General features: G+C 60.0%; 25 protein-coding genes and 1 pseudogene. 11 read left to right on the top strand and 15 right to left on the bottom strand.

What is annotated here, in order from left to right; genetic code table 11:
- Positions 1-87: 87 nt before the first annotated feature.
- From ACTD9P_RS05215 to ACTD9P_RS05200, 4 genes are read right to left on the bottom strand one after another with little or no spacing between them, the layout of a single operon-like run.
- Complete coding sequence (locus ACTD9P_RS05215; protein ID WP_138816103.1) at positions 88-588, bottom strand: universal stress protein; 501 nt, start codon at positions 586-588, stop codon at positions 88-90.
- Positions 589-636: 48 nt separating this feature from the next.
- Positions 637-1,554 (bottom strand): 5'-nucleotidase, encoded by a 918-nt coding sequence (locus ACTD9P_RS05210; RefSeq protein WP_438866930.1) that lies wholly within the window; start codon positions 1,552-1,554, stop codon positions 637-639.
- Between the two features lie 16 nt (positions 1,555-1,570).
- Complete coding sequence (locus tag ACTD9P_RS05205) at positions 1,571-2,524, bottom strand: putative 2-dehydropantoate 2-reductase (protein WP_438866929.1); 954 nt, start codon at positions 2,522-2,524, stop codon at positions 1,571-1,573.
- The gene (locus tag ACTD9P_RS05200) at positions 2,521-2,907 is read right to left on the bottom strand and encodes a YbbN family protein (RefSeq protein WP_438866928.1); all 387 of its coding nucleotides are present in this window, start codon (positions 2,905-2,907) and stop codon (positions 2,521-2,523) included. Before ACTD9P_RS05200 ends, ACTD9P_RS05205 begins: the two co-directional genes overlap by 4 nt.
- On the opposite strand from ACTD9P_RS05200, the gene ACTD9P_RS05195 reads away from it, so the two are divergent.
- Together ACTD9P_RS05195 and ACTD9P_RS05190 are read left to right on the top strand one after the other, a co-directional pair.
- A complete protein-coding gene (locus ACTD9P_RS05195; RefSeq protein ID WP_170038969.1) occupies positions 2,906-3,340 on the top strand; it encodes a PilZ domain-containing protein in 435 nt (144 codons plus the stop codon). The two genes, ACTD9P_RS05200 and ACTD9P_RS05195, sit on opposite strands and share 2 nt — an antisense overlap.
- 130 nt (positions 3,341-3,470) lie before the next feature.
- The gene (locus ACTD9P_RS05190; protein WP_438866927.1) at positions 3,471-4,553 is read left to right on the top strand and encodes a 3-deoxy-7-phosphoheptulonate synthase; all 1,083 of its coding nucleotides are present in this window, start codon (positions 3,471-3,473) and stop codon (positions 4,551-4,553) included.
- A gap of 122 nt (positions 4,554-4,675) precedes the next feature.
- On the opposite strand, the gene ACTD9P_RS05185 is transcribed toward ACTD9P_RS05190, so the two are convergent.
- The gene (locus ACTD9P_RS05185; RefSeq protein WP_003233387.1) at positions 4,676-4,957 is read right to left on the bottom strand and encodes a GNAT family N-acetyltransferase; all 282 of its coding nucleotides are present in this window, start codon (positions 4,955-4,957) and stop codon (positions 4,676-4,678) included.
- A 622-nt stretch (positions 4,958-5,579) separates the two neighbouring features.
- Between ACTD9P_RS05185 and oprI the strand changes: the two genes are divergently transcribed.
- Complete coding sequence (oprI, locus tag ACTD9P_RS05180; RefSeq protein ID WP_003172710.1) at positions 5,580-5,831, top strand: outer membrane lipoprotei OprI; 252 nt, start codon at positions 5,580-5,582, stop codon at positions 5,829-5,831.
- Between the two features lie 134 nt (positions 5,832-5,965).
- Here the strand turns inward: oprI and ACTD9P_RS05175 are convergent, their stop codons facing one another.
- The 3 genes from ACTD9P_RS05175 to ACTD9P_RS05165 form a co-directional block, all read right to left on the bottom strand.
- Complete coding sequence (locus ACTD9P_RS05175) at positions 5,966-6,937, bottom strand: L,D-transpeptidase family protein (protein ID WP_438866926.1); 972 nt, start codon at positions 6,935-6,937, stop codon at positions 5,966-5,968.
- Positions 6,938-7,030: 93 nt separating this feature from the next.
- On the bottom strand, positions 7,031-7,321 hold the full coding sequence (locus tag ACTD9P_RS05170; protein ID WP_438866925.1) for a hypothetical protein: 291 nt from the start codon (positions 7,319-7,321) through the stop codon (positions 7,031-7,033).
- Between the two features lie 58 nt (positions 7,322-7,379).
- A complete protein-coding gene (locus ACTD9P_RS05165; protein WP_178112689.1) occupies positions 7,380-7,985 on the bottom strand; it encodes an arylesterase in 606 nt (201 codons plus the stop codon).
- Between the two features lie 10 nt (positions 7,986-7,995).
- Here ACTD9P_RS05165 and ACTD9P_RS05160 point away from each other — a divergent pair, with 10 nt between their 5' ends.
- A complete protein-coding gene (locus ACTD9P_RS05160; RefSeq protein WP_017136140.1) occupies positions 7,996-8,679 on the top strand; it encodes an ABC transporter ATP-binding protein in 684 nt (227 codons plus the stop codon).
- Positions 8,679-11,189: an ABC transporter permease gene (locus ACTD9P_RS05155; protein WP_438866924.1), complete on the top strand. Its 2,511-nt coding sequence runs from the start codon at positions 8,679-8,681 to the stop codon at positions 11,187-11,189. The genes ACTD9P_RS05160 and ACTD9P_RS05155 overlap by 1 nt, the downstream gene beginning before the upstream one ends.
- Before the next feature lie 43 nt (positions 11,190-11,232).
- Here the strand turns inward: ACTD9P_RS05155 and greB are convergent, their stop codons facing one another.
- Both greB and ACTD9P_RS05145 read right to left on the bottom strand, forming a co-directional pair.
- The gene (greB, locus tag ACTD9P_RS05150) at positions 11,233-11,706 is read right to left on the bottom strand and encodes a transcription elongation factor GreB (RefSeq protein ID WP_056857197.1); all 474 of its coding nucleotides are present in this window, start codon (positions 11,704-11,706) and stop codon (positions 11,233-11,235) included.
- A gap of 126 nt (positions 11,707-11,832) precedes the next feature.
- Positions 11,833-12,885, bottom strand: a complete 1,053-nt coding sequence (locus tag ACTD9P_RS05145) for a hypothetical protein (RefSeq protein WP_438866923.1) — start codon at positions 12,883-12,885, stop codon at positions 11,833-11,835.
- Positions 12,886-13,123: 238 nt separating this feature from the next.
- Here ACTD9P_RS05145 and ACTD9P_RS05140 point away from each other — a divergent pair, with 238 nt between their 5' ends.
- From ACTD9P_RS05140 to ACTD9P_RS05130, 3 genes are read left to right on the top strand one after another with little or no spacing between them, the layout of a single operon-like run.
- A complete protein-coding gene (locus tag ACTD9P_RS05140; protein WP_438866922.1) occupies positions 13,124-14,050 on the top strand; it encodes an ABC transporter ATP-binding protein in 927 nt (308 codons plus the stop codon).
- A complete protein-coding gene (locus ACTD9P_RS05135; RefSeq protein WP_438866921.1) occupies positions 14,047-14,772 on the top strand; it encodes an ABC-2 transporter permease in 726 nt (241 codons plus the stop codon). The genes ACTD9P_RS05140 and ACTD9P_RS05135 overlap by 4 nt, the downstream gene beginning before the upstream one ends.
- Before the next feature lie 15 nt (positions 14,773-14,787).
- Entirely contained in the window at positions 14,788-16,509 is a 1,722-nt protein-coding gene (locus tag ACTD9P_RS05130; protein WP_438866920.1) for a Gldg family protein, read from the top strand.
- A 7-nt stretch (positions 16,510-16,516) separates the two neighbouring features.
- On the opposite strand, the gene ACTD9P_RS05125 is transcribed toward ACTD9P_RS05130, so the two are convergent.
- The 3 genes from ACTD9P_RS05125 to ACTD9P_RS05115 form a co-directional block, all read right to left on the bottom strand.
- Complete coding sequence (locus ACTD9P_RS05125) at positions 16,517-16,825, bottom strand: class I SAM-dependent methyltransferase (RefSeq protein ID WP_438866919.1); 309 nt, start codon at positions 16,823-16,825, stop codon at positions 16,517-16,519.
- Between the two features lie 260 nt (positions 16,826-17,085).
- Positions 17,086-17,520, bottom strand: a complete 435-nt coding sequence (locus ACTD9P_RS05120; protein WP_056857202.1) for a DoxX family protein — start codon at positions 17,518-17,520, stop codon at positions 17,086-17,088.
- A gap of 103 nt (positions 17,521-17,623) precedes the next feature.
- Complete coding sequence (locus ACTD9P_RS05115) at positions 17,624-19,045, bottom strand: MltF family protein (RefSeq protein WP_438866918.1); 1,422 nt, start codon at positions 19,043-19,045, stop codon at positions 17,624-17,626.
- A 236-nt stretch (positions 19,046-19,281) separates the two neighbouring features.
- Between ACTD9P_RS05115 and ACTD9P_RS05110 the strand changes: the two genes are divergently transcribed.
- From ACTD9P_RS05110 to ACTD9P_RS05100, 3 genes and pseudogenes are all read left to right on the top strand, one after another.
- Complete coding sequence (locus ACTD9P_RS05110) at positions 19,282-20,088, top strand: TatD family hydrolase (protein ID WP_438866917.1); 807 nt, start codon at positions 19,282-19,284, stop codon at positions 20,086-20,088.
- Between the two features lie 96 nt (positions 20,089-20,184).
- Entirely contained in the window at positions 20,185-21,666 is a 1,482-nt protein-coding gene (locus ACTD9P_RS05105; RefSeq protein WP_438866916.1) for a methyl-accepting chemotaxis protein, read from the top strand.
- A 109-nt stretch (positions 21,667-21,775) separates the two neighbouring features.
- A pseudogene (locus tag ACTD9P_RS05100) lies at positions 21,776-22,024 on the top strand (terminase); the annotation flags it as partial.
- A gap of 6 nt (positions 22,025-22,030) precedes the next feature.
- On the opposite strand, the gene ACTD9P_RS05095 reads toward ACTD9P_RS05100, so the two are convergent.
- Complete coding sequence (locus ACTD9P_RS05095; RefSeq protein ID WP_438866915.1) at positions 22,031-22,828, bottom strand: acyl-CoA thioesterase; 798 nt, start codon at positions 22,826-22,828, stop codon at positions 22,031-22,033.
- A 90-nt stretch (positions 22,829-22,918) separates the two neighbouring features.
- Positions 22,919-23,680 (bottom strand): CHAD domain-containing protein, encoded by a 762-nt coding sequence (locus ACTD9P_RS05090; RefSeq protein WP_438866914.1) that lies wholly within the window; start codon positions 23,678-23,680, stop codon positions 22,919-22,921.
- Between the last annotated feature and the right edge of the window lie 27 nt (positions 23,681-23,707).

The raw sequence follows: 23,707 nt of genomic DNA, 5'->3' as shown, positions 1-23,707 counted from the left end.
GGATAGACGCCACGGGTATCAGCGACGGTATATAACTATATTAAAGGTCAGACAGATAAATCTAGAACTTTTTATCGTTTTTACCTATCACACATCATCACTGCGTCGACGCTGCAACGACGGCACCATGTAAACCGGCACTGTCGCCAACTGCAGCACCCGCGCCGCCGTGCGCCCAAGCGGGGTGGCAGCCGCGGTTGCGTGGCTATGACTACCTACGATCAACAGGTCAACGGAAAGTTTACGCAGCTGGTCGAGAATCACCTCGCACGGGTCCCCCTGGATCACGCGCACCGAGCGAATCAACTGCAAGTCTTGCTCGCCCTCCCCCAACTCCTCGCGAAAACTGTCGAGCACCCGTTGCTCGATGGTCGCCATCACCGTGTTCAGGCCCTGGCTCTGCCATTCGCTCAGGGCCTTCTCATCAAGGTAGCTCTGCAACACCGATTCAGCGAACAAGCCAATCGGCTCAACCACATGAATCACATACAAATCCGCCTTGAACGTTCGGGCCAGCGCCAGCGCATGTTGCATGACATACGGCGCATACAGACCGAGGTCCGTGGCATACAGCATCGAACGAATCATAGAACCTCCTGGACTGCCAGGATGGCGGGGTTTGATTGAGCTTAGCAGCTAGCTCTCGGTCTGGATTCTCAACTCATTGCTGATGCCATGGGGCACATGCCCGGTGGTCACCACCTCCCTGGCTTTCTCACAATGACCGGCCTGGTCATCGAAAAATACATCGGCGGCGAACGCCTCCAGGAACGCGGATTTTTCCAGGCCGCCAAGGAACAGTGACTCATCCAGGCGGATGTCCCATTCGCGCAAGGTGCGAATCACCCGCTCATGAGACGGCGCCGAACGCGCCGTGACCAGAGCGGTGCGGATCGGGCAGGCGTCGTCCGCAAACTCGCGCTGCAACAGGTTGAGCGCCGCCAGGAAGCCCTTGAACGGGCCGCCGTGCAAAGGCTCGCGTGCCGACTCGCGCTCGCTGGCATGAAACGCCGCTATCCCGCCGGTTTGATACACACGCTCGGATTCATCGGAAAACAACACCGCATCGCCGTCGAACGCAATGCGCAGTTCTTCACTCGATGCCCGGCGCGCGCCGCCGGACAGAATCGTCGCCGCAGCAAAACCTGCATCCAGGGCACTGCGCACGTCTTCAGCATGGGTGGACAAAAACAGATGGCAACCAAACGCGGCCAAATAAGGATAGGGGCTACGCCCACCTACGAAAGCGGCGCGGGAAATATCCAGGCCGTAATGCTGGATCGAATTGAACACGCGCAAACCGGTATCGGCGCTGTTGCGTGACACCAGTACCACTTCAACGCGAGCACGCCCGAGGCTGGCATTGAGGCTCAGCAGCTTCTTGACCAGCGGGAAGGCGTCGCCAGGTTCGAGGGTTTCTTCCTCGTGTTCGATCTGGTACTTGCGATAAGCCTCGACCCCTTCGGTCAGGTAGACCTTGTGGCTGTCGCTCAGGTCGAACAGTGCCCGCGACGAAATCGCCAGCACCAGTTTGTCGCCCAATCCTTTCGCCATGGTGTTTCTCCCCGAATCAGCGGTTGCGCCGATCAATAAAACTCAAGGCCTGGTAGAGCGCCTGCATGCGTGGCAATTCGCAGCCCGCCGCTTTGGCAGCGGCCAATGGCCGGGCGTAGATCGCCGCCAGTTCCAGCGGGCGTTTGTGCACGTGGTCGTGGTACATGCTGGGCAGGTAGTCAGCCATCGTGTCGGTCATGGTGAGCATTTGCTCGACGTAACTGCCGGGAATTTCATGGCCACAGGCGTGGGCGCCCTGCACCACTTCAGTCATCAAGGCCTGGATCAGTTCGCGACTGGACTCATCGGCCATCATCGCGCTGGTGCCGGTGCCCAGCAACACCGAGAGGCCATTGAACGGCACATTCCAGACCAGTTTATGCCAGCGGGCCTGGTGTACATTGGCCATCGCCTGGGATTCGATACCGGCCTGGTGAAACAGCGCGGCGCCCTCTTCGACAATGGCTTGCTGGCGTGCCTCATCGTTGGCCGCCGTGCCACTGTGATAGCCAAGATTCACCCGGCCCAACGCCTGATGCTCGACGACGCCCGGCCCGGAACGATGCACGCCGATGTAACACAGGCCACCCAGCAGGTGCAGCGACGCTGGCAGGTGTTCGCGCAGGCTGTCTTCAACGTCGAGGCCGTTTTGCAGAAGCACTACTTTGGCGCCCGGTGCAGCGACCTGGGCAAGGGTTGGGGCCAGCTCCACATTGCCGGTGGACTTGGTGCCGACCAGCAGCCAGTCGCACGCCGGCATATCGGCAGCCTGGGCATAGGCCTGCACCGGGTGCAGGTGCAGCTTGCCGTGCAAAGTACTGTTGAGGTGCAGGCCTTGCTCGGCGACCGCCGCATATTCGCTGCGCAACAGAAAGTGCACATCGAACCCGGCACGCGCCAGCATCAGGCCGTAGAAACCACCGATGGCACCGGTGCCGATAATGCCGATTCGGGGCGACTGTGCTGTCATGGCAGATCCTCTGGAGTACGGGTAAGTGCTTGATTAATCGCGTCTGTAAGTTCGGCCTGGGTGAGACGCGCCTGTAACTGCCCAAGGAACTGACCCTCGCACACGAGGAACAACGCGGGCAAATGAAAGATCTGGTAGCGTTCGACCGCCCCGCCATTGTGCCCGGCGTCCACCCAGCACACGCGCTCGACCGGCAACGTCCAGCCCGGCAGTTGCTGGCGTGCCCAACGGCAACTGGAACAGCCTACGCTGGTAAACGCCAACAGCGAAATACCTGGCAATCCCAGCAATTGCTGGTCAATATCCAGGTCGGTCAATTCCAGTTCCTTCACTATACTGCTGCCACTGCCGTCAATTGGACGGTGCTCGGAGTCCGTGTACATGGGTCGTTTTTTACCTCACCCTGATGATGTCGCTGTCGAGTTAATCCAACGTCCCGCCCCCGCTATTCCCCGCCAACGCCTGCACACTATCGGCCTGGGCGGCGTCGCCTGCAATTGCCCGCGTGCCTGGCGCCAGGGCACGGCGGTTGATCTGCGCATCCCGTCACTGGGCGCCAGCGCCCGTTATCCGGGCTATGTGGCCTGGTGTCGCAAAGTCGACAATGGCTACCGCATCGGCATCTCCTTTACCGATGAACATGCCTTGTTCGGTGCGCGCATGGGCGAGCAAGTGTGCCAGATCGAACGCTACTGCCGCCTGCACGAAGACGCCGAGCCAACCCCTGCCCAGCTCGAAACCATGGCCCGTGAATGGGTTTCGCGCCATGCCAGTGAGTTCGCCCACGACACCTTTGTGGCGCCGGTGCTGGATTAAAGCCGGCTTTGCCCATTGTCGCGGCCCCGTGTTACGCGCTAAGGTTCCTCCCCCCTGCATTCAAATCATGCTGTGCCCGCCGCACGGGGATAGCTGGCGGCCGGCACCCGTGACCCTGGCGAGTAACACGATGGCTGATTTACCGATCAATGACCTTAACGTCGAATCCAACGAGACCCTGATCACCCCCGATCAGCTCAAGCGCGAAATCCCTTTGAGCGATGCTGCCCTGCAGACCGTGACCAAGGGCCGCGAAGTCATCCGCGAGATTCTCGACGGCACCGACCACCGCCTCTTTGTCGTGATCGGCCCCTGCTCGATCCACGACCTCAAGGCTGCCCACGAATACGCCGAGCGCCTTAAAGTGCTGGCGGCCGAAGTGTCCGACACCTTGTACCTGGTGATGCGCGTCTATTTCGAGAAACCACGCACCACCGTCGGCTGGAAAGGTTTGATCAACGACCCGTACCTGGACGACTCGTTCAAGATCCAGGACGGCTTGCATATCGGTCGTCAATTGCTGCTGGACCTGGCCGAAATGGGCCTGCCGACCGCAACCGAAGCGCTGGACCCGATCTCCCCGCAGTACCTGCAGGACCTGATCAGTTGGTCGGCCATCGGCGCACGCACCACCGAGTCCCAGACCCACCGTGAAATGGCGTCCGGTCTGTCCTCGGCCGTGGGCTTCAAGAACGGCACCGATGGCGGCCTGACGGTTGCGATCAACGCCCTGCAATCGGTGTCCAGCCCGCACCGTTTCCTGGGTATCAACCAGGAAGGTGGTGTGTCCATCGTCACCACCAAGGGCAACGCCTACGGCCACGTGGTATTGCGCGGCGGCAACGGCAAGCCCAACTATGATTCGGTCAGCGTGGCACTGTGCGAGCAGGCGCTGAACAAGGCCAGGATCAAGCCAAACATCATGGTCGATTGCAGCCATGCCAACTCCAACAAAGACCCGGCCCTGCAACCCTTGGTGATGGAAAACGTCGCCAACCAGATTCTTGAAGGCAACCAGTCGATTATCGGTTTGATGGTCGAGAGCCACTTGAACTGGGGCTGCCAATCGATTCCAAAAGACTTGGCCGACCTGCAATACGGCGTGTCGATCACCGATGCCTGCATCGACTGGTCCGCTACCGAGACCACCCTGCGCAGCATGCATGCCAAGCTCAAGGACGTGTTGCCCAAGCGCAAACGCACCTGGCCTTAAACTGCACACACAAAAACGCCGGGCTTAGCCCGGCGTTTTTTATGGTGCATCTGATGTTGATCGTTCCCACGCTCTGCGTGGGAATGCAGCCATGGACGCTCCGCGTCCGCCTGCCTCAATATTCAGAGCTTCGCGGCATGGCGCTGATGACGCTCCATGTAGCGCTCTACATAAGAGCACGAAGGGATCACGGTATACCCGGACTCTTCGGCGAACTTCAACGCTTCCTCGGTCAACGCAGCAGCAATGCCACGCCCGCGCAAGGCGTTGGGCACGAAGGTGCGATAGATGTCCAGGGTCTGTTTGCCCAGGTCCATATAGGTCAGATAGGCACGATGACCGTCCACATTGGTCTCGAACTGATGACCAGCCTGGTCATGGTGGATGGACAACGCCTCGCTCATCACTACTCCTCGCGGGTCTTGGATCTCGACCCCTACCTTACCGATGTTTTTCCGGCGAAGGAACATCTACGCCACCCCGTGCCGGTTTCGACAACGAGAAAACCTATAGCGCTCACAACCAGCACGTAGGGAATAGTAGGCACCAATGCTGCAATAGCTCAAGGCGCGCTCGTCATCCCCTGCCGCTGGTGGTTACAGAAAGGGCTTCGATCAATCGATGATCGATAGCCTGAACATTGCCGGCAGTTGAAGCTTGAGACGAACTGCCGCTCTTAAAGTCACCTCTAGATGCGCCTACATGCGCAAAAGATGCCGGGCACGGCAAAGGCCAAGTGAAAAAAAGTGTCATCGTAGATATATAAATTTACACCTGCTTGTCCAGCCTGACACAGGCTGGCCGGACCTCTCAGCCTGGATCCAGTTCCCGACAAAATGAAAATTCCTGAGCGGTTTTTATACAAACCTCCAAAAGATTAGCCAAAATAGATACGGCACAAGAATTTTTTTTGCTTCTTGCGCTACGTCAGTTTACTTACTACAAGTAATGAGTAGTATGTACGCCGGCTATCAGCTCACCCTGAGAAAGTAGCCATTTAATAGAAAGTCCTTGAAGGGGAACACGATGAACAACGTTCTGAAATTCTCTGCTCTGGCTCTGGCCGCAGTTCTGGCTACCGGTTGCAGCAGCGTCTCCAAAGAAACCGAAGCTCGTCTGACTGCAACTGAAGACGCAGCAGCTCGCTCCCAGGCTCGTGCAGACGAAGCCTACCGTAAAGCTGATGAAGCTCTGGCTGCTGCTCAAAAAGCACAACAGACTGCTGACGAAGCTAACGAGCGCGCTCTGCGCATGCTTGAAAAAGCAAGCCGCAAGTAATAATCCTTCGGGGTTGTTATCAAGCCGATCCATTCTTGGATCGGCTTTTTTATTGCCTGAAATTCAGCCCTGAACCCCGCGCAATAAAAAGCCCGCCGTAGCGCAAGGCTTTGGCGGGCTTTTGATCAACAGGCTTATTGCTGTAGATCGATCGGCGTGCTGGACACCACCGGCGTGCTGGCACCCGGTACACCAATCTCAGTGGGCAAGCCATCTTCGGCGGCCACTACGTCACGCACCTGGTCCCAATTGACGCGCAAGTTGTTGGCCAGGTCTTCGCGCTTGAGCAGGGCATTGATGACGGCGGTGTGCTTGTCGACCACCGAAGGCGTGCCATCGTCATTCAATGGCGTGTGCGCTTCAAGGTAGACCTTGCCGCCACTGCTGCCGAACTTGTAGGCATCGTTGATGATGCGCACCGATGTGCCGACCGGCACCATGTCGGCCATCTCCAGCACGTTGTTGTTGAACATGCGGAAGCAACCGTGACTTGTACGCGTGCCGATACCAAATTTCATGTTGGAACCGTGGATCAGATAACCCGGCGTGCCCAAAGTGAACTTGAACGGCCCCAGCGGGTTATCCGGCCCGGCCGGCACTACGTTGGGCAGCGGGTCGCCATTGGCGGCGTGCTCGGCCTTGATCGAGGCCGGCGGGGTCCAGGTCGGGTTGGGGATCTTGCCGGTGATGGTGGTGTGCGCGACCGGCGAACCCCAGCCCTCACGGCCAATGCCCAACGGGAAGGTGTACACCACGTTCTGGCCCTTGGGGTAATAGTAAAGCCGGTATTCCGCCAGGTTGATCACGATACCTTCGCGCGGGCCGGGCGGCAGGATGAACCGCGTGGGCAGCACTATCTCGGTGCCCGCACCCGGCAACCAGGCATCCACACCGGGGTTGGCCGCGACCATTTCCGAATAGCCCAGGTCATAGGTGGTGCCCAGGTCGGCAAAGGTGTCTTCGTACTTGGCCTTGATCACCTGGACCTGACCGACGATGTCTTCACCCGGCGGGGGCAAGGGCAACTGCAAGGCTGACGCCGAACCGGCTGCACACAGGGCAGCAAGAGACAGGCAGCAGGTAACGACGGAAAGGCGCGACAACATCCGGAAAATCCTTCGCAGAACGACGGGTAGGTAAAAAACGAGCCGCAAGCAGCAAGCTTACAGCTTATAGCTAGAAGCTTGCAGCTGCTTCAATTATTCAAAGCGCAGCTCCGGCCAGATCAGCGGCGTGCCGCGCTTTTGCGATTCGAGAATTGCCCGGCACAGCGGGCACAGGCGCTGGTCCTGGAAAATCGCACGACCGACCGATGACCAGCGTGGTTGCGCCGGCAATAAAGTGCCGCAAAGCGTGCGGTCGATCGAGCCACCCAACTCCAGTTGACGCGCGACCAGATGCACCCGGACTTCCTGGCAGGCGAACAGATCCAGCTGCTCGTCAGGCTCGATCAGTTGGTAGTTGAACAGGGACCAGGCAGGGCGCGACATCGGGGGCTCCAGATCGGGGGGGCGCCACCTTAGCCGAAAGCCTGCCGGTAGAAAAGCGTCATAGCAGCGGTTTTAGCGTCGGCCAGACATTTTCCAGCAACTTGCCCTGTGCGCCGACGGCCGGGTGAAGCTGATCGGCCTGCATCAACTCGGGATGACCGCCCACGCCCTCAAGGAAAAACGGCACCAACGGGATGTTTTTTTCCTTGGCCAACGCACCGTAAACCTCGGCAAATGCCGTGGTGTATTTAGGGCCATAATTTGGGGGCAACTGCATGCCCAGCAGCAGCACCTTGGCGCCCTTGGCCTTGGACTGATCAATCATCGACGCAAGATTTTGTTTCAATTGCGCTGGCGGCTGCCCACGCAGGCCGTCATTGCCGCCCAACTCGAGAATAACCACATCCGGTTTATGCTCTGCAAGCGCCGCCGGCAGCCGCGCCAGGCCTCCGGCACTGGTGTCGCCGCTGATGGAGGCATTGACCACTTTATCGTCGAAACCTTCGCTCTTGAGCCGTTGTCCCAGCAACGCTACCCACCCTTTGCTGGTATCCAGCCCGAAACCGGCACTGATACTATCGCCAACGATCAGGACTGTACCCGCCGCTGCGTTCTGGGCCATGCACATCAAGGCCAGGCCAGCACTCAAAAACCACATTCGCATCGGATTCTCCATGGGCGCAAGCATTCTCACCGCGCGAAACCTTAGCAAAGTGGTTCCCAGCGCGGAAGGTGAACTGACTATCCTGCACGAACTGAGCCTGGAACTGAACAAGGGCGATAGCCTGGCTATCGTCGGCAGCTCCGGTTCCGGCAAATCCACCCTCCTCGGCCTGCTGGCCGGCCTTGACCTGCCCAGCAGCGGTGAAGTCACGCTCGCAGGCCAAGCCCTGAGCACCCTCGACGAAGACCAGCGTGCACGCATACGCGCCGAGCACGTGGGGTTTGTCTTCCAGTCATTCCAACTGCTCGACAGCCTCAATGCGCTGGAAAACGTCATGCTGCCGCTGGAACTGGACGGGCGCAAAGACGCCCGCGAGCGCGCCACCCACCTGCTGGAACGGGTGGGCCTGGGCCAACGCTTGACCCATTCGCCGCGCCAGCTGTCCGGTGGCGAGCAACAGCGCGTCGCCATCGCCCGGGCCTTTGCCGCCGAACCGGACGTGCTGTTTGCCGATGAGCCCACCGGCAACCTCGACAGCCACACCGGCGAGCGCATCAGCGACCTGCTGTTCGAACTCAACAAAGAAAGCGGCACGACCCTGGTGCTGGTCACCCACGACGAGCGCCTGGCCCACCGTTGCCGTCGCCTGATCCGCCTTGAAGCCGGCCTGATGGTCGCGCCCCTGGAGCCTTGATGGCACGTTTGCCGCTGTTGCGCCTGTTCAGCCTTGCCATGCGCCAATTGCTGCGCGACGCCCGCGCCGGCGAGTTGCGCGTGTTGTTTTTCGCCCTGCTGGTGGCCGTCACGGCCAGCACCGCCATCGGCTACTTCGGCGCACGCCTCAACGGCGCCATGCTGTTGCGTGCCACCGAATTCCTCGGTGCCGACCTGGTGTTCGAAGGCAGCTCACCCGCCCGCCCCGAGCAAATAAGGTCAGGGACCGAACTGGGCCTGGATCACGCACGCATTGTTGAGTTTTCCAGCGTTATCGCGACCGATAACGGCATCCAGCTCTCCAGCATCAAGGCGGTCAACGAGCAGTACCCGTTGCGCGGCGAACTTAAAAGCGCCACTGAGCCCTTCGGCACAGAAACCGCGGGAGGCGGGCCCAAACCCGGCGAAGCCTGGGTGGAAGCACGGCTGCTGACCGCGCTGGACCTCAAAGTCGGCGACAGCATCGACGTGGGCATGAAAACCCTGCGGTTGACGCACATCCTGACCTACGAGCCCGACCGCGCCGGTAACTTCTATAGCCTCACGCCACGGGTGATGATCAACCTCGCCGACCTGGATGCCACCGGCGTAGTGCAACCCGGCAGCCGCGTGAGCTACCGCGAACTGTGGCGTGCGCCCCAGGGCAGCACGGCGCTGCAAACCTATCGCGACCTGGTGAAGCCCGGCCTTGCCGCCAACCAGCGCTTGCAGGATTCGCGTGACGGCAACCAGCAGATCGGCGGCGCCCTGGGCAAGGCCGAGCGTTACCTGAACATGGCCAGCCTGGTGGCAGTGCTGTTGGCCGGCGTGGCCGTGGCGCTGTCGGCCAACCGCTTTGCCAGCCGCCGTTTCGACGCCAGCGCGCTGCTGCGCTGCCTGGGTTTGTCTCGCCGCGAAACAATGCTGCTGTTCAGCCTGCAATTGAGCGTACTCGGCCTGCTGGCCAGCCTCACCGGCGCCGTGCTCGGCTGGTTGGCGCAATTTGGCCTGTTCTATTTCCTGCATGACCTGCTGCCCGCCGACGTGCCGCCCGGTGGGCTATTGCCGGCGGTGGCGGGTATCGGCACCGGGCTGGTCGCCCTCGCCGGCTTCGCGCTACCGCCCCTGGCAGCGTTGGGCCGGGTGCCGCCGCTGCGGGTTTTGCGGCGCGACATGCTGCCGATCCCTTCCAGCACCTGGATGGTGTATGGCGCTGCGCTGTTCGCCCTGGGCCTGATCATGTGGCGACTGAGCCTCGACCTGGTGCTGACCTTCGCGTTGCTCGGCGGTGGCGTGATGGCCGCGCTGATCCTCGGCGGCCTGCTGTTGTTGTTGCTGCAAAGCCTGCGTCGGCTATTGGCCCGCGCCTCGCTGCCCTGGCGCCTGGGCTTGGGCCAACTGCTGCGCCACCCCTTGGCAGCGGCCGGCCAGTCCCTGGCGTTTGGCTTGATCCTGTTGTCCATGGGTTTGATCGCCCTGCTGCGCGGCGAATTGCTCGACACCTGGCAAAACCAGCTACCCAAGGACGCCCCCAACTATTTCGCCCTGAACATCCTGCCGGCCGACAAAGACGCCTTTGGCGCCCGCCTGCTGGAGTTGCAAGCGCAAGCGGCGCCGCTGTACCCGGTGGTGCCGGGCCGCTTGATCAGCATCAATGGCGAGCCGGTGCAGGAGATTGTCAGCAAGGACTCCAGCGGTGACCGCGCTGTGCAGCGCGACCTGAGCCTGACATGGGCAGCCGACCTGCCACCGGGCAACGTCCTCACCGCAGGCGCTTGGTGGTCACAGCAACCGGGCGATGGCATCCCAGGCGTATCGGTGGAAGCCAAGGTCGCTGAAAGCCTGAAGCTCAAGCTCGATGATCACCTGGTGTTCACCGTCGGTGGCGAGAACCGCGAAGCACGGGTCACGAGCCTGCGGACCATCAACTGGGACAATTTCCAGCCCAACTTTTTCATGATCTTCCAGCCCGGCACCTTGAAGGACCTGCCGGCCACTTACCTGACCAGCTTCTACCTGGCACCCGGGCATGACCAGCAGATCGTCGACCTGTCCCGTGCGTTCCCGGCCGTCACCATCCTGCAGGTCGAAGCCTTGCTGGAGCAGCTGCGCAGCATCCTCGCCCAAGTGACTCTGGCGGTGGAGTACGTGTTGCTGTTTGTGCTGGCGGCGGGCATGGCCGTGTTGTTTTCGGGCCTGCAGGCCACCCTGGATGAGCGGATTCGCCAAGGTGCGCTATTGCGTGCTCTGGGGGCCGAGCGCAAGTTGCTGGTCAAGGCACGGCGGATTGAGTTCGGCTTGCTCGGCGCGGTCAGTGGCCTGCTGGCAGCCCTGGGCACCGAGTTGGTGACCTGGGTGCTGTACCGCTACGCCTTTGACCTGGCGTGGCATCCGCACCCGTGGTTGCTATTGCTGCCGGTGATCGGTGCCGTGCTGATCGGCGGCGCGGGTGTATTCGGTACGCGTCGCGCGTTGAATGCCAGCCCATTGACGGTGTTGCGCGAAGGTTGAACCCAGCGCTGGCCAGCACGCCCGACGGCGTGCCGGCCAGCGTTTACTTCACATACTCGATACCGGTAATCCACCAGCACACCTCGCCGGTCGGCGTCTGCACCATGGCCTCATCGTCGACTTCCTTGCGCAGCAGCGCCCGGGCCATCGGTGAATCGATGGAGATGTAATCCATGCGTTCATAAATTTCGTCATAGCCCACAATCCGAAACCGCTTGGTCTCGCCCTGCTCGTTTTCGATATCGACCCAGGCGCCGAAAAACACCTTGCCCTCCTGCTCGGGCATGTATTCCACCACCCGCATGTCTTCCAGGCGCTTGCGCAGGTAACGCACACGCCGATCGATCTCACGCAGCAGTTTCTTGTTGTATTGGTAATCCGCATTCTCGCTGCGATCGCCCAGGGACGCCGCCCAGGTCACCTTGCGGGTGGTATCCGGACGTTTTTCACGCCACAGGTAATCCAGCTCTTTTTTTAGCGCTTCATGACCTTCTTTGGTAATCAGCTTGGTACTCAAACGCGTGCATCCCCAGACAATGTCCAATGGTGCCGATACGCCAAGGCATCACGCCCTGGCGCCGGCCGGCTGGGGTTGATGATAAATGAACCCTGAAAAGTAGCCAGACCGCAGAACACATCGGCTTCAAGCCTGGCCATCCAGGGTTTGATCCAGCTCCAGGAGCACACCCTGCAAGCGCTGGCGTATCCCCGCCACCTGCGACAGTGCCTGCGTCAACTTCTCAGCCGTCTTGCCAACCTCAAGGTCGCGCTCATGCAACTGCGCTGAGTGCTGTTGCAACGCCCGGTTCTTTTCTTCCAGTTCGCTCTGCTCCTGCTCGAGTCGTGCCTGCCACTGCTCAAGCATTTCCTCGCGCTCGATTGCCGCTTGCTGCTGTTGCGTAAGCTCTTGGGCGACCTTGGCCAGGCTGGTCAACGTGCTGTCCATCTCAACCAACGAGGCATGTTCCATCTTCGGCGCAAGTGGGCGCGGTGCAGGCGCGGCCGGCTCAACCTGAACCGGCGGCGCACTGAGTTCGACCGATTCCGGTTCCGACTCTGGTTCCGGCTCTGGTTCTGGTGCTGGCTCCAACTCCTGCGCCTGGGCAATCGCGACGGCTGTCTCCAGTGGTTGCGCCTTGAGCGGCTCGCAAACCGGCGGCTCAGAGGAATTGGCTGGGTTGGAGGGCCTGGGCGGGGTAATCATCTGCGACGAGAAGCGAATCGAAGGCACGATCAACGAAGCACTTTCGATGGCCGGCAGTGCGGGCGCAGACATGCCCAGGGTAATGACCTTCATCACCAGGCCCTTCTTGATGATCATTGAATGATGATCTTCCGGTCTGGCGGGCGGTAACTTGCAGCCTTTCAAATCAATGAAATGGAAAGGGATCGAGGATTCGCTGACAGTGCCGGTCTTGGTTCCGGAGGCCGCAGCCGCCATCAGGATTTGCTTGAACACTTGCATGGCAACTTGCAGATCTCCCTTGGACTCGACCCCACCCAGGAAATACCGATCGAGTTTCTTGCGGAGCGCCGCGATATAGACCCTGGAGTTACCAGGTTCGGTCTCTTCATCCAGGCTATAGACCAGAAAGTTTGAATCGGTCTGTGCAACGGCAAACCCGCAAAGTAGTGCACCGTTGATCGGTGTGTCCTGACCGCTGCGTTCAAGAACAAGCGTGCGAAGAAGCATCATGATATTCAGGCCTTATTGCGAAAGAGTAAACCTTATATAAACGCCAGATAAACACCCGGCCGTTAACAAACCTCGGAACAACGCAATTGTTTCAGCAAGTTAGGCGCTGCGGCGTAGGACTTATCTGATAAACATGTCCCCACGTTCCCAAGTCCAATGATTAAACGTAACCTTCCTGGCGCTCACCGTATATGACGGTAAATGTTCCTACGCCTCGCAAAACTTATTCGGTAAAAAGATGCTCGAGATAAGCAGCCTGACAAAGCGTTTGGGTAAAAGAAACGTCATCACTAATGTCTCATTTTGTGCCCAACGCCAGGAATGCATAGGCCTGTTCGGGGAGAATGGTGCAGGCAAGACCACTCTACTGAGCGTAATAGCCGGGCTCGCCAAACCTTCTGCGGGGCATGTGACGGTCCAGGGCTTCGACACTCAAACGCAGCCACTGCAGGCGCAAAAAAACCTCGGTTATCAACTCCAGGGCGGCCTCAGCCATCAGTCACTGTCGGTTAAAGGCGTGCTCAATTTCATTGCTGCCGTTCGCGGCTTCAGCGGTGCCGAAAAACGCAGCCGTGTTGATCGGGCCGCCATGCGCCTGGAGTTGTCACGGGTGCTCGATGCACCGCTTGCTACGCTTTCGATCGGCCTGAAACGCAGAGTCGCCATCGCCCAGGCGATCCTGCACAACCCCGGCCTGTTGTTACTGGATGAGCCGACCGAGGGGCTCACACCGGATCAACTGCTCAGGTTCAAGACACTTATCCAGGCGCTGACCGAAGACATGGCAGTCATCATTGCCTCCCGGCACTGCGACCACCTGTCCGGCCTCTGCACGCGCGCCCTGGTTATCGCCGGCGGGCACCTTGTGGCAGACACACCGCTGCCCGACTTGCAGCGCAACTCCCGGCATTACCGAGCCGTCACGCTGGCCGCAGAAACACCCCTGGATTTACTCGCCCTTGCCGTATTACCCGGCGTAGCGGGCATAGAAGAGGACCGGCATGCACCCGGCACCGTGACGGTTCTGGCCATGCCCGGGCACGCCATCTACCCCCATATCAACGCACTAATCGCCAGCCGTGGCTGGAACATAACGTCACTGAATCTGGAGCCGGGTCGCCTGAACGAAGTGGTTCAGCATCTGAGCCACGAGGTCAACCTTTGAAACTGCTGCCCGTCATTTTCAAGCGCCAACTGGCCAGTTATGCCTGTACGCCCAGCACATACCTGGGTATTGCCGCGTTTCTGGTGTTGTGCGCCACCCTGGGGCTGTATACAAGCAATTGGCTGGAACAGGACAGCGGCGACCTGCAGGTGTTTTTCCAATTGCACCCTTGGCTCTACCTGCTGCTGATTCCCATGCTGTCGACGCAATTGTGGTCGGACGAACACCACGCAAGCATGCGCCACATGCTCAAAACCCTGCCCATCACCAGCGTAGAGCGAGTAATCGGAAAGTTTCTGGCGGCGTGGGTCGTGTGCGGTATTGCATTGTTGCTGACTTTCCCACTGGTGATCCTCGCCAACTACCTCGGCACCGCCGACAACCGTGTTATCTCTTCACAGTTTCTAGCCAGTTGGTTGCTGGCCGGCGCCTATCTTTCTGTCGGATGTTTTACTTCTGCCCTGACCCACCAACGTTTGGCTGTATTTCTGGTGACGGTGGTGATGTTACTGGCAGCCAGCGGACTTTCATCGGTGCTGGACGCACTAGAACATCAGGCACCAATCTGGGTAGTAGACAGCCTGGTCTCGATTAACCCGATTTCGCGTTTCGGCTCTATCGACAACGGCAAACTGACACTGCATGACGCCTTGTACTACATCAGCATGATCCTTGCCTTTCTCTCGGCATCCACAGTCACGCTCAATTACAAAACCAGTTGAGAAGGAAAGCAAACGATGCGTTCCACTCTGAGTACGGGTATGACACTGCTGGTCATACTGCTGCTTTTCCTTGCATTCAATCTCGCGTGGGTCGGCAAACTACCGAATATCCGCTGGGACTTCTCACAGCAGAAAATCCACACTTTATCGCCCGCTGTGCGACAACTGCTTGCCACTCTGGAACACCCACTGGATTTGTATTACTTCAACTCAAGCAATGACCCGAGAAGAAGCCAGACAATAAACCGCTATGGCGAACGAGTGGCAGATTTACTCAAAGAGTTCGAAAAAGCATCAAAGGGCATGATTAACCTACATGTTATAGATCCTACCCCTTATTCAGAGGATGCCTACAAGGCCGGCCTGTTCGGATTGGATGACAAGCAAGGCTTTCTTGGCCTCATTGGCACCCGTGCAGGCCAGCCCGCACAACGTATCGATGTACTGCGCCTGGATGACGAGCCCTTGCTTGAGTACGAAATCAGTCATCTGATCCACCAACTGATGCACCCCGAGCCTCCCACCGTCGGCGTATTGACGGGGTTGGCACTGAACGCGTCTGGCGAACAGCTGCTGGCACAGATGCATCAGCATTTTGATCTGATTGGCCTGGCATCAAGCACCCCGACAGTGCCCGAATCGATCAAAACCCTGATGGTTGTGCACCCGCGCGCCCTGCCGGAACAAACCCTGTATGCGATTGAACAGTTTGTATTCAGGGGTGGCAAACTGATGCTCTTCATTGACCCGGTGAGCGAGGCCGAGACCAACGCCAAGCCCGCCGACACAAGGCTGGATGGGCTATTGGCGGCGTGGGGCATTCAGATGCCGGCGGACAAGCTGTTGGTCGATCACGCTTTTGGCTCAGGCGCGCCAACCGTACTGCACCCGGCCAAGCTGAACCTGCCACGGCAAGCGATGGCGGCCAACGATGTGAGTGCCTGGAAACTGGATACGGTCATCGTATCGAGCAGCGGTGCGCTGTCGCGCGTGAGAAAAAGCCGCACCACACTCACGCCTCTGTTGCAAAGCTCCAGGCGCTCCACACTGCTGGATGCAGGCCGCTTTGCAGCAACGCCTGCAGCCGACTTACTGGATGAAGGAATACCGGCTGCCGCGCAACCCCATATGATCGCGGCGCGCCTCGAAGGCCCCGCCTACTCGGCCTTTCCAGATGGCATTGACGGACAACCTGCCGGGCTGCAAAAAGCTGCACATATCGATGTAGTGGTGGTCGCCGATACCGATTTGCTGATGGACGCGGTGATCAACTCTGCGCCCAATAGCAATGTGATGTTTGTCTTGAATACCTTGGATAATCTTGCCGCGCCCGACATGCTCGCAAACATTCAACCGCGTACCAGCGTCAGCCATTCTCCCCACGCACTGGAGCAACTGCGCGAGGCTGCCGAGCAGGCTTATGCGCAAAAAGCCGGGGAACTGCAAAGACGTCTTGAGCAAACCGAGCAGGAATGGCAACGCTTGAATCCACCGAGTACTGGCTTCGGCACCCGCGCGGTGGACACCACTATCCAATTGCAGGCGCTCAACAAGGAACGACTGCGGCTGCCCATGGAGTTGCATTCACTCAGGGTCCAGGCGTATGCACCGGTGCATCGAGCGGAACGCAACCTCAAGTTGCTGATGATTGGCGCAGTACCGCTGTCGTTATGCCTGATCGCCTGGGCAGTGTTCCTCTACCACCGGCGACGCCGGTCGGCGGTTGTCGTTCACTGATGAGCCGTCAACGACGCGCAATCAGCCCTTGCCGGGCGATGCGCGTCAGTTGGCGGATCACCTCCTCGGCATCGTCCGCACTGGGCGCCTGGATAACGGCGAGGTCAAAGCTGTTGCTGGCAAAACGCGCCAGGGAATCGCCATCTTCCACAAACTGGATCAGAAACGCTGAGGGGCGCCCTGTACGGCGCGGCCAGCCGTCCAGATAACGCAGCAAGGTCGGCTGATGCTTACCGCCCAGCAGGATTTTGGGGTTGCGTTGAGTCAGGTCCGCGGTGATCGGGGCCAGGCGTATGAGGGGGCGTAGTGCATTCATCGTGTCGTGTCTCTGCCTCAAAAGTCTGCGGGCAGGTGAGAGGCAACACCGAACCAGCGCTTTAGCGGTATTTCGAAACCTGACTCTTGATGAGTGCATGCTTCTGTCGGGCTGCATTGAGTCCCAGTGGCGCCCCGCAATTAGCTGTTTAAATCGGCGCATGAGCAGCATCCTAGAGAAGCCGGTGGGGCGCTGTCAAGAATCCCGAGCAATGAAAAAGCCCGCTCATGGCGGGCTTTTTCAGGGGGTTACGCGGGTCTTCAGTGGGCGATGGCGCGGTCGACGGACAGTTTGCCGGCGCCTTCGAACAGCACCGCCAGTGCACCGCCGAGCAAGGCCAAGGCGAACTCATAACCGTTGTTGGCCATGAACAGGCCGTTATGGATATGCACCGAGAAGATCGCCACCAGCGACAGGAACGCCAGGCCCAATGCCGCAGGGCGTGCCAGCAAGCCAATGATCAAAGCCAGGCCGGCAAAGAACTCAGTCCCACCTGACAGCACTGCCATCAGTGTGCCCGGCGTCAGGCCCAGGCTTTCCATGTACTGCGCCGTGCCGGCCAAACCGCCGCCGCCAAACCAGCCGAAGAGTTTTTGCGAACCATGGGCGGCGAAAACAATGCCGACAAAAATTCGCAGGATGGTCAGGCCGTAACCGGCGCGGGTGGACAGAATACGAGTGATCAGTGGGCTCATGGTGAGAATCCTTTTCAAAGTAGGGGTTGGTTGGCCGCTATATTAATCGGATCAGACTATGATAAAAGCGCAAAAATCGCCTAATACTTATCGATAAAACCGATTATTTTCGTGAGGCAATTTTCGGCGTCGACGGTTCCAGGGATTCCCGCTCCCGATCAAACGCCAAGTAATACTTGTTCACGCTATTAACATAGCTGACGCCGCCCATTCCCACCTGTTCCATGGCAATGCGTTCGACCTGGAAGAACCATTGATTGGGGTTCAAGCCCCGCCGGCGAGCCTCTGCGCGCATACCCTGGACCCGCTCCGGCCCCATGTTATAAGCCGCCAGCACAAAGGCCATGCGTTCGCGCTCGTTGAGTTTGGGGCTGGCGAAGAACTTGCGGCGGATCATTGCCAGGTAACGCGCACCGGCCTGCACATTGTTGTCCAGGCTCTCGATATTGTTCACACCTACCCGCTGCGCCGCCGATGGGGTGATCTGCATCAGGCCGGTCGGCCCGCCGCTGTTGCGCGCGCCAGGGTCCAGGGCAGACTCCTTGAAGGCCAGCGCGGCCAGGTTCAGCCAGTCCATGCCCTGCTCTCGGGCGTGCTTTTGCAGCACCGGACGCAGTTTCTCCAGGCGCTGACGGTCGGCACGGGCCAGCGGATTGCGCACTTGGTAGAGACGTCGATAGATACGCTGAAACGCTACGTCCTGGTCGGACGGCGTGCGGTAAGTCTTGAGGAAGCGATCAATACTGGCCCGCAGCATCGAGGCATCCTGGCGCACGAACCAGTACTCGTCACCCGGCTCGCTGATTGCCACCTGCCGATCAAAGCGTAACTTGGGCAGGATTTTCGACCAGCGCTCGGCAATCGGCTTTTCGACGATGGTGAGGTGGAAGATTCCGGCCTGAACCATCTCCAACACATCCTCCACGGCCAGCGTCGGGTCAACCCACTCCACCTTTACCGGCGGGCGCTTGTGCAGCGCCAGTTGCTGGTTGACCTGGTTGATGGCATCCGCCGCCGCGCTGCCGGTGGTCAACGCCAAGGTGCGCCCGGACAATTGCTCCAGCTTGGTAAACCGCCGCTCACCCTTCACGCCCACCAGCCATAGCGGCACGCCGCTGGCAATCGGGTCACTGGTGCTGATCTTGTGCGTGGCCTTCACATCGAGTAATTCACCCGGCGCCACCAAGTCGCCTTCGCCACGGGCCAATGCGCCAAGCAATTGGTCCTTGGCCTTGGGAATGATCTTGAGGCTGATTTCTTCTCCATCCCGGGCGTGGCCGTTCAGGTATTGCTCGAACGCCCGCAGGCGATGGTATTCGACCCCGATAGCCTGGCCCTGGACCTCACCGGAACTGTTACGGCTCTGGTTGACCAACACACGCAGGGTGCGACTCGAGCGGATCTGCGCCAGGTCACGGACCTTGCCGGGCTTGGTCACTTCCAGCGGCCCGTCCAGACGCGCTACCGCCGCCGTGGGCAGCAGTAACGTCAGGCACAACATAAGCAACGCCGAGGGTCGGATCATCCGCTCTCCGGAAAGAATACTGGCCAGCCATTTCGTGAAAGACGAAAAGCTGGAGGTCAGAAACAGAGCGCTTCAAGCGCTGGCAAGGCACGCAACGGTGGCGTCGGGGCAGGCGGCGCGCCAACCACAATGTCACTTGCGACGTTCAAAGACAGCTATAACGCGTTGTAGTTCTTAGTTTTTCTTATAAATCTACAGCTCTGATATGCTTTCCGGCCGCAGGCGGAGCTAGCACCATGCAACTCATTGATATCGGCGTCAACCTGACCAACCCCAGTTTCGACGAGAGGCACCAGGCCGTTCTCGACCGTGCCTACGCCGCCGGCGTGCAACAATTGGTGCTCACCGGCACCAGCGTCGACGGCAGCGAACAGGCCCTGGAACTGTGCGTAAAACTCGATGAAAGCGGCCAACGCCTGTTCAGCACCGCCGGCATCCACCCGCACTCGGCCAGTGACTGGAACGGCGACAGCGCCCAGCGTTTGCGTGCGTTGCTCAACGAAAGCCGCGTGCGTGCGGTGGGCGAATGCGGGCTGGACTTTAACCGCGACTTTTCCCCGCGCCCACAGCAGGAAAAAGTCCTCGAGGAGCATTTGGCCCTGGCGGTCGAGCTGAAACTGCCGGTGTTTCTGCACGAACGTGACGCCAACCAGCGCCTGCTGGAAATCCTCAAGGACTACCGAGATCACCTGACCGCCGCCGTGGTGCATTGCTTTACCGGCGAACAACAGGCGCTGTTCAGCTACCTCGACCTCGACCTGCACATCGGCATTACCGGTTGGATCTGCGACGAGCGCCGTGGCACGCACCTGCATCCGCTGGTCAGGGAAATTCCCCGGGGCCGCCTGATGCTGGAAAGCGATGCGCCGTACTTGCTACCGCGCACCTTGCGGCCAAAACCGAAAAATGGCCGCAATGAACCGGCTTATTTACCCGAAGTGCTGCGTGAAGTGGCACTGCATCGCAATGAAACGCTGGAAGACCTGGCCGAGCACAGCACCGCCTGCTCCCGTGCGTTTTTTGGGCTACCTCAAGTGGATTGATGCGGCGCATTGACCCATGTCAAAACCGGTTTACTGAGTAGCGGCACAATAATGGCACCTTGCCAATGCTGTTTCCGCTATCAGAGAAAACCTTCCATGGGTGCCTGGCTTAGCAATATCTCGCTGAAATACAAATTCTGGGCCGTCAATGCGGTCGCTTTCATCACCACACTGCTGCTGGTGCTGTATGCCGTGCAGCTCGAACAACAGGCCCGCAGCGATGCGTCCCGGGCTTCGGCCCAGGCCCAGGCACGACTACTCGGTGCCTGGCCGGCCAACAGCCCATTACCCAAAGACGAACATTGGCTGACCTTTGCCCGCGGCCAAATCCCACAGTTGGCCGATCAAGATCTTTCAACCCTGAGCACCGCCAGCGGTTGGGTCGAGCTCAATCACATGCCCGTGCTCGGGGAAAACCCACTGATCGGTGCCGAAGTGGTCACCCGTGCCGATGGCCAACAAATCGCAGTACTCGCCTACGGCCGTAGCCTCAGCCAGGTTTTCGGCGAACGCTTCGCCAACTACGCCGTGGCCGTGTTGATCCTGATGCTGGCGATGCTTGGCGCCTCGCAGTTGCTGATCCGCTTCCTGCTCAGCCAACTCAACACCCTCAAGGACGTGATGCTGCACGTAGAGAAGACCGGCGACCTGTCGGCCCGCGTGCCCCTGGCCTGCAAAGATGAAGTTGGCCAGATGGCCAGCGCCTTCAACGCCATGCAGGCCGGCTATCAGCGCGTGGTCAGCACCGTGGCGCGCACCGCCCAGCAACTCGACGATGGCGCCGCGCGCCTGGCCAGCAGCATGAACGAGGTGCAGCACGGCATGCTCGGCCAGCAAAGCGAAACCGACCAGGCCGCCACCGCCATCAATGAGATGACCGCCACCGTCTACCATATCGCCCAGCATGCCGGCGCTACCCGCGACCTGTCCCAGACCGCCGACACCCTCGCCGGCAGCGGCAAGGAAGTGGTCACCCGAGTGCAGCGCTCTATCGCAGGCCTGTCCACCGGCGTGCAGCAGACGGCCGAAATGATCCAGAAACTCGCCGAAGACAGTCAGAAAATCAACGGCGTGGTCGGGGTGATTCACAGCATCGCCGAACAAACCAACCTGCTCGCCCTCAACGCCGCCATCGAAGCCGCCCGCGCCGGCGAAATGGGCCGTGGTTTTGCCGTGGTCGCCGACGAAGTACGCAACTTGGCCAAGCGCGTGCAAAGCTCCACCGACGAAATCACCCGCATGGTCTCGGCACTGCAAGCCGGCACCCGCGATGCGGTGGACTTCATGCAAGAAAGCTCGTTCAAGGCTGATGATTGCGTGCAACAGGCCCAGGAAGCCGGCGCCGCACTCGCCGAAATCACCGGCGCCGTGGCCCAGATGCGCGAAAGCAATACCCAGATTGCCGTGGCCGCCGAACAGCAAAGCCATGTTGCCGAAGAGATGAACCGCGCGGTGGTGAGCATTCGCGATGTGACCGAGAACACCGTGCAACAGACCGTGGAGTCGGCCACCACCAGCAACGAACTGGCGACCTTGGCGGGGGAATTGAGCAAGGCGATCGGGCAATTGAAGCTATAAGCCAAACAAGGCTGGCTATGGCTTCCATAGCGAGTCTTGATTCGCCGTCCCACGTGCCCGCGACCTAAACTTTGTCCATGTTGTTTCAACGGACAGAGGATTCATGATCATGGGCAAACGTCACCCCAACTTCCCCGCCTGGCAATGGCGCACTCAGCCACAGGCTCACCAGCACCCCACTAACCTGGGCCTGCAACTGCTTGCCGTGCCTTTGCTGATCATTGGTTTTCTGTTGATGGTGTCTGGCGTGTTCAGCTTCAGCCTGGCCAGTGTTGCCATCGGCGTCGTCGGCCTGATGGCGGGCGTTGCGCTGCAACGCCACGGCCGCACGCTGGAAGCCCAGGGCAGCCAGCACTTCTGAGGGTCAGGCGAAGACCACCACAGTCTGGCGGCTGATGGCGATCAACTCGCCGCTCGGGCTCCACAGCGCGGCAGCGGCATGGCCGTAGCCGTCGCGGGCGTGCTCGATGTTGACGTAATACTGGCACCAGTCGAGGGTGGTCAGGTTTTGCAGCGGCTGGATGAACTCGATGGTCCAGGTCAGGGTGCTGCCCGGCGCCGGTTTGGTCAGGTGCGGCAACAAGGCCGGTGGCCAGGCATCGACCAGGGCAAGAATATACGCCTCGGTCAGCGGCTCTTCCTTCACGTCCCCACGCAAACGCACCCAGCCGCCCATATCGCGGGATTTATTACCGGTAAACGGCAGGCCGCCGACACTCCAGCGCATCGCCAGGTGCCGCATGAATTCGGGAGTAACGCCCTTGATATAGGGCAGTTCCTGGCACTCATCCCAGTGTTTGAACACCGGCGGCGGCTCGCTCGCTACATCAATGACCGACTCGCGGGCTGCGCCAAAGCTGGCTTGTACCAAGGTCGCCACTTCGCCGTTCTGCACCACACGGCCGAGCAACTGGCTGACTGCTTTGCCTTCGCGCAGCACTTCGACCTGGTAACTGGCGGGTACATCCGGCGCTACCGGGCCGACAAAGGTGATGGCCAGCGAACGCAAAGGGCGATCCGCCGGCACTTGGGCGCGCAAGGCTTCGTATTGCAAGGCAGCCACCAGGCCACCAAAGGTTGCGCGGCCCTGCGCCCATTCAGCGGGGATGGTCACTTCCAACGGGTTGTTACGGGCGGCATCGAGCAAATCACAAAAGCGCATGGCAACCTCACATCCAGAAAACCGATGCAGGGATCTTAACCAGCGGGCCGGCCTGGCACAGCGCGTATTCCGGCCAAAAGCCGGACCGGTCTAGAAACAATCCGCGCTGAGCTTGTCCAGTACCCGATCCGCCTGGCGTTCAGCCTTGGCCATGGTGCGCTGCCAAACCGCAACGCACGGCTGCAGGTCGGGTTGATGTTCGGCCTGGGCCAGCCATTGCCAGCAATCGTGCCAATCGCCCAGGGCGCCTTGTGCTTGCTTGAGGCGTTGCATCGCCTTGGCAGGTAGTTTGTCCAACTCCGGGTAGGCTTCGGCCGCGTAGCGCACGCGCTTGATCAGCAGGCGCAGACGGTGGCGGTCATGATCAGGGTCTTTGAGGGCGTCATCGAGTTTCTGCCATTGCTTGGCCAGACGCTTTTCGATGCGCGGGCGCAGGCCTTTGAGCAGTTTCTGGTGTTGGGAGGCGCGGATAAAACGCGGGAAGGCATCCAGGATCAGCAGCAAATGCGCGAGTTCCGGGCTTTGCGCCACCTGGCGATAGGCATCGGCTTGCAAACGCAGGCGCCGTTCGGCCGCCGCGTGATGACCGTGCTGATGCAGGTACGCCGCCAGTACTTCGCGGTCGCGCAGCGGCGTAGTCAATTGGCCAACCGTGCTGGCGGCTAATTCCAGCTGCTCGACACCCGGCAGCCCGCGCAAGGGGCGCAACAAACTGCGCAGGCGCCGCACGGTGGTGCGCAGGTCGTGCAAGGCTTCATCGTCGGTGACGGCGGCGAGGCGAGCCTGGCAGCTCAGTAACCCTACTTCCAGGCCAATGACCTGAGCGACTAACTGATCAACCAGCGCTGACATCCCTTCCCCCTTAACGATGAAACCCTA

This window comes from Pseudomonas onubensis, assembly GCF_965653655.1.
Lineage (GTDB): Bacteria > Pseudomonadota > Gammaproteobacteria > Pseudomonadales > Pseudomonadaceae > Aquipseudomonas.
The sequence above is the reverse complement of the archived record's forward strand: the minus strand, read 5'-3'. Positions and strand labels throughout refer to the sequence as shown.

What these genes read in the sequence shown, in the direction of transcription:
- ACTD9P_RS05195 (WP_170038969.1), top strand. Translation starts at nt 2,906, where the DNA reads ATGGGTCGTTTTTTACCTCACCCTGATGATGTCGCTGTCGAGTTAATC.
- ACTD9P_RS05170 (WP_438866925.1), bottom strand. Translation starts at nt 7,321, where the DNA reads ATGTCGCGCCCTGCCTGGTCCCTGTTCAACTACCAACTGATCGAGCCT.
- ACTD9P_RS05215 (WP_138816103.1), bottom strand. Translation starts at nt 588, where the DNA reads ATGATTCGTTCGATGCTGTATGCCACGGACCTCGGTCTGTATGCGCCG.
- ACTD9P_RS05175 (WP_438866926.1), bottom strand. Translation starts at nt 6,937, where the DNA reads ATGTTGTCGCGCCTTTCCGTCGTTACCTGCTGCCTGTCTCTTGCTGCC.
- ACTD9P_RS05200 (WP_438866928.1), bottom strand. Translation starts at nt 2,907, where the DNA reads ATGTACACGGACTCCGAGCACCGTCCAATTGACGGCAGTGGCAGCAGT.
- ACTD9P_RS05145 (WP_438866923.1), bottom strand. Translation starts at nt 12,885, where the DNA reads ATGATGCTTCTTCGCACGCTTGTTCTTGAACGCAGCGGTCAGGACACA.
- ACTD9P_RS05190 (WP_438866927.1), top strand. Translation starts at nt 3,471, where the DNA reads ATGGCTGATTTACCGATCAATGACCTTAACGTCGAATCCAACGAGACC.
- oprI (WP_003172710.1), top strand. Translation starts at nt 5,580, where the DNA reads ATGAACAACGTTCTGAAATTCTCTGCTCTGGCTCTGGCCGCAGTTCTG.
- ACTD9P_RS05155 (WP_438866924.1), top strand. Translation starts at nt 8,679, where the DNA reads ATGGCACGTTTGCCGCTGTTGCGCCTGTTCAGCCTTGCCATGCGCCAA.
- ACTD9P_RS05210 (WP_438866930.1), bottom strand. Translation starts at nt 1,554, where the DNA reads ATGGCGAAAGGATTGGGCGACAAACTGGTGCTGGCGATTTCGTCGCGG.
- ACTD9P_RS05130 (WP_438866920.1), top strand. Translation starts at nt 14,788, where the DNA reads ATGCGTTCCACTCTGAGTACGGGTATGACACTGCTGGTCATACTGCTG.
- ACTD9P_RS05120 (WP_056857202.1), bottom strand. Translation starts at nt 17,520, where the DNA reads ATGAGCCCACTGATCACTCGTATTCTGTCCACCCGCGCCGGTTACGGC.
- ACTD9P_RS05185 (WP_003233387.1), bottom strand. Translation starts at nt 4,957, where the DNA reads ATGAGCGAGGCGTTGTCCATCCACCATGACCAGGCTGGTCATCAGTTC.
- ACTD9P_RS05115 (WP_438866918.1), bottom strand. Translation starts at nt 19,045, where the DNA reads ATGATCCGACCCTCGGCGTTGCTTATGTTGTGCCTGACGTTACTGCTG.
- ACTD9P_RS05090 (WP_438866914.1), bottom strand. Translation starts at nt 23,680, where the DNA reads ATGTCAGCGCTGGTTGATCAGTTAGTCGCTCAGGTCATTGGCCTGGAA.
- ACTD9P_RS05125 (WP_438866919.1), bottom strand. Translation starts at nt 16,825, where the DNA reads ATGAATGCACTACGCCCCCTCATACGCCTGGCCCCGATCACCGCGGAC.
- ACTD9P_RS05205 (WP_438866929.1), bottom strand. Translation starts at nt 2,524, where the DNA reads ATGACAGCACAGTCGCCCCGAATCGGCATTATCGGCACCGGTGCCATC.
- ACTD9P_RS05140 (WP_438866922.1), top strand. Translation starts at nt 13,124, where the DNA reads ATGCTCGAGATAAGCAGCCTGACAAAGCGTTTGGGTAAAAGAAACGTC.
- ACTD9P_RS05160 (WP_017136140.1), top strand. Translation starts at nt 7,996, where the DNA reads ATGGGCGCAAGCATTCTCACCGCGCGAAACCTTAGCAAAGTGGTTCCC.
- ACTD9P_RS05095 (WP_438866915.1), bottom strand. Translation starts at nt 22,828, where the DNA reads ATGCGCTTTTGTGATTTGCTCGATGCCGCCCGTAACAACCCGTTGGAA.
- ACTD9P_RS05110 (WP_438866917.1), top strand. Translation starts at nt 19,282, where the DNA reads ATGCAACTCATTGATATCGGCGTCAACCTGACCAACCCCAGTTTCGAC.
- ACTD9P_RS05165 (WP_178112689.1), bottom strand. Translation starts at nt 7,985, where the DNA reads ATGCGAATGTGGTTTTTGAGTGCTGGCCTGGCCTTGATGTGCATGGCC.
- ACTD9P_RS05105 (WP_438866916.1), top strand. Translation starts at nt 20,185, where the DNA reads ATGGGTGCCTGGCTTAGCAATATCTCGCTGAAATACAAATTCTGGGCC.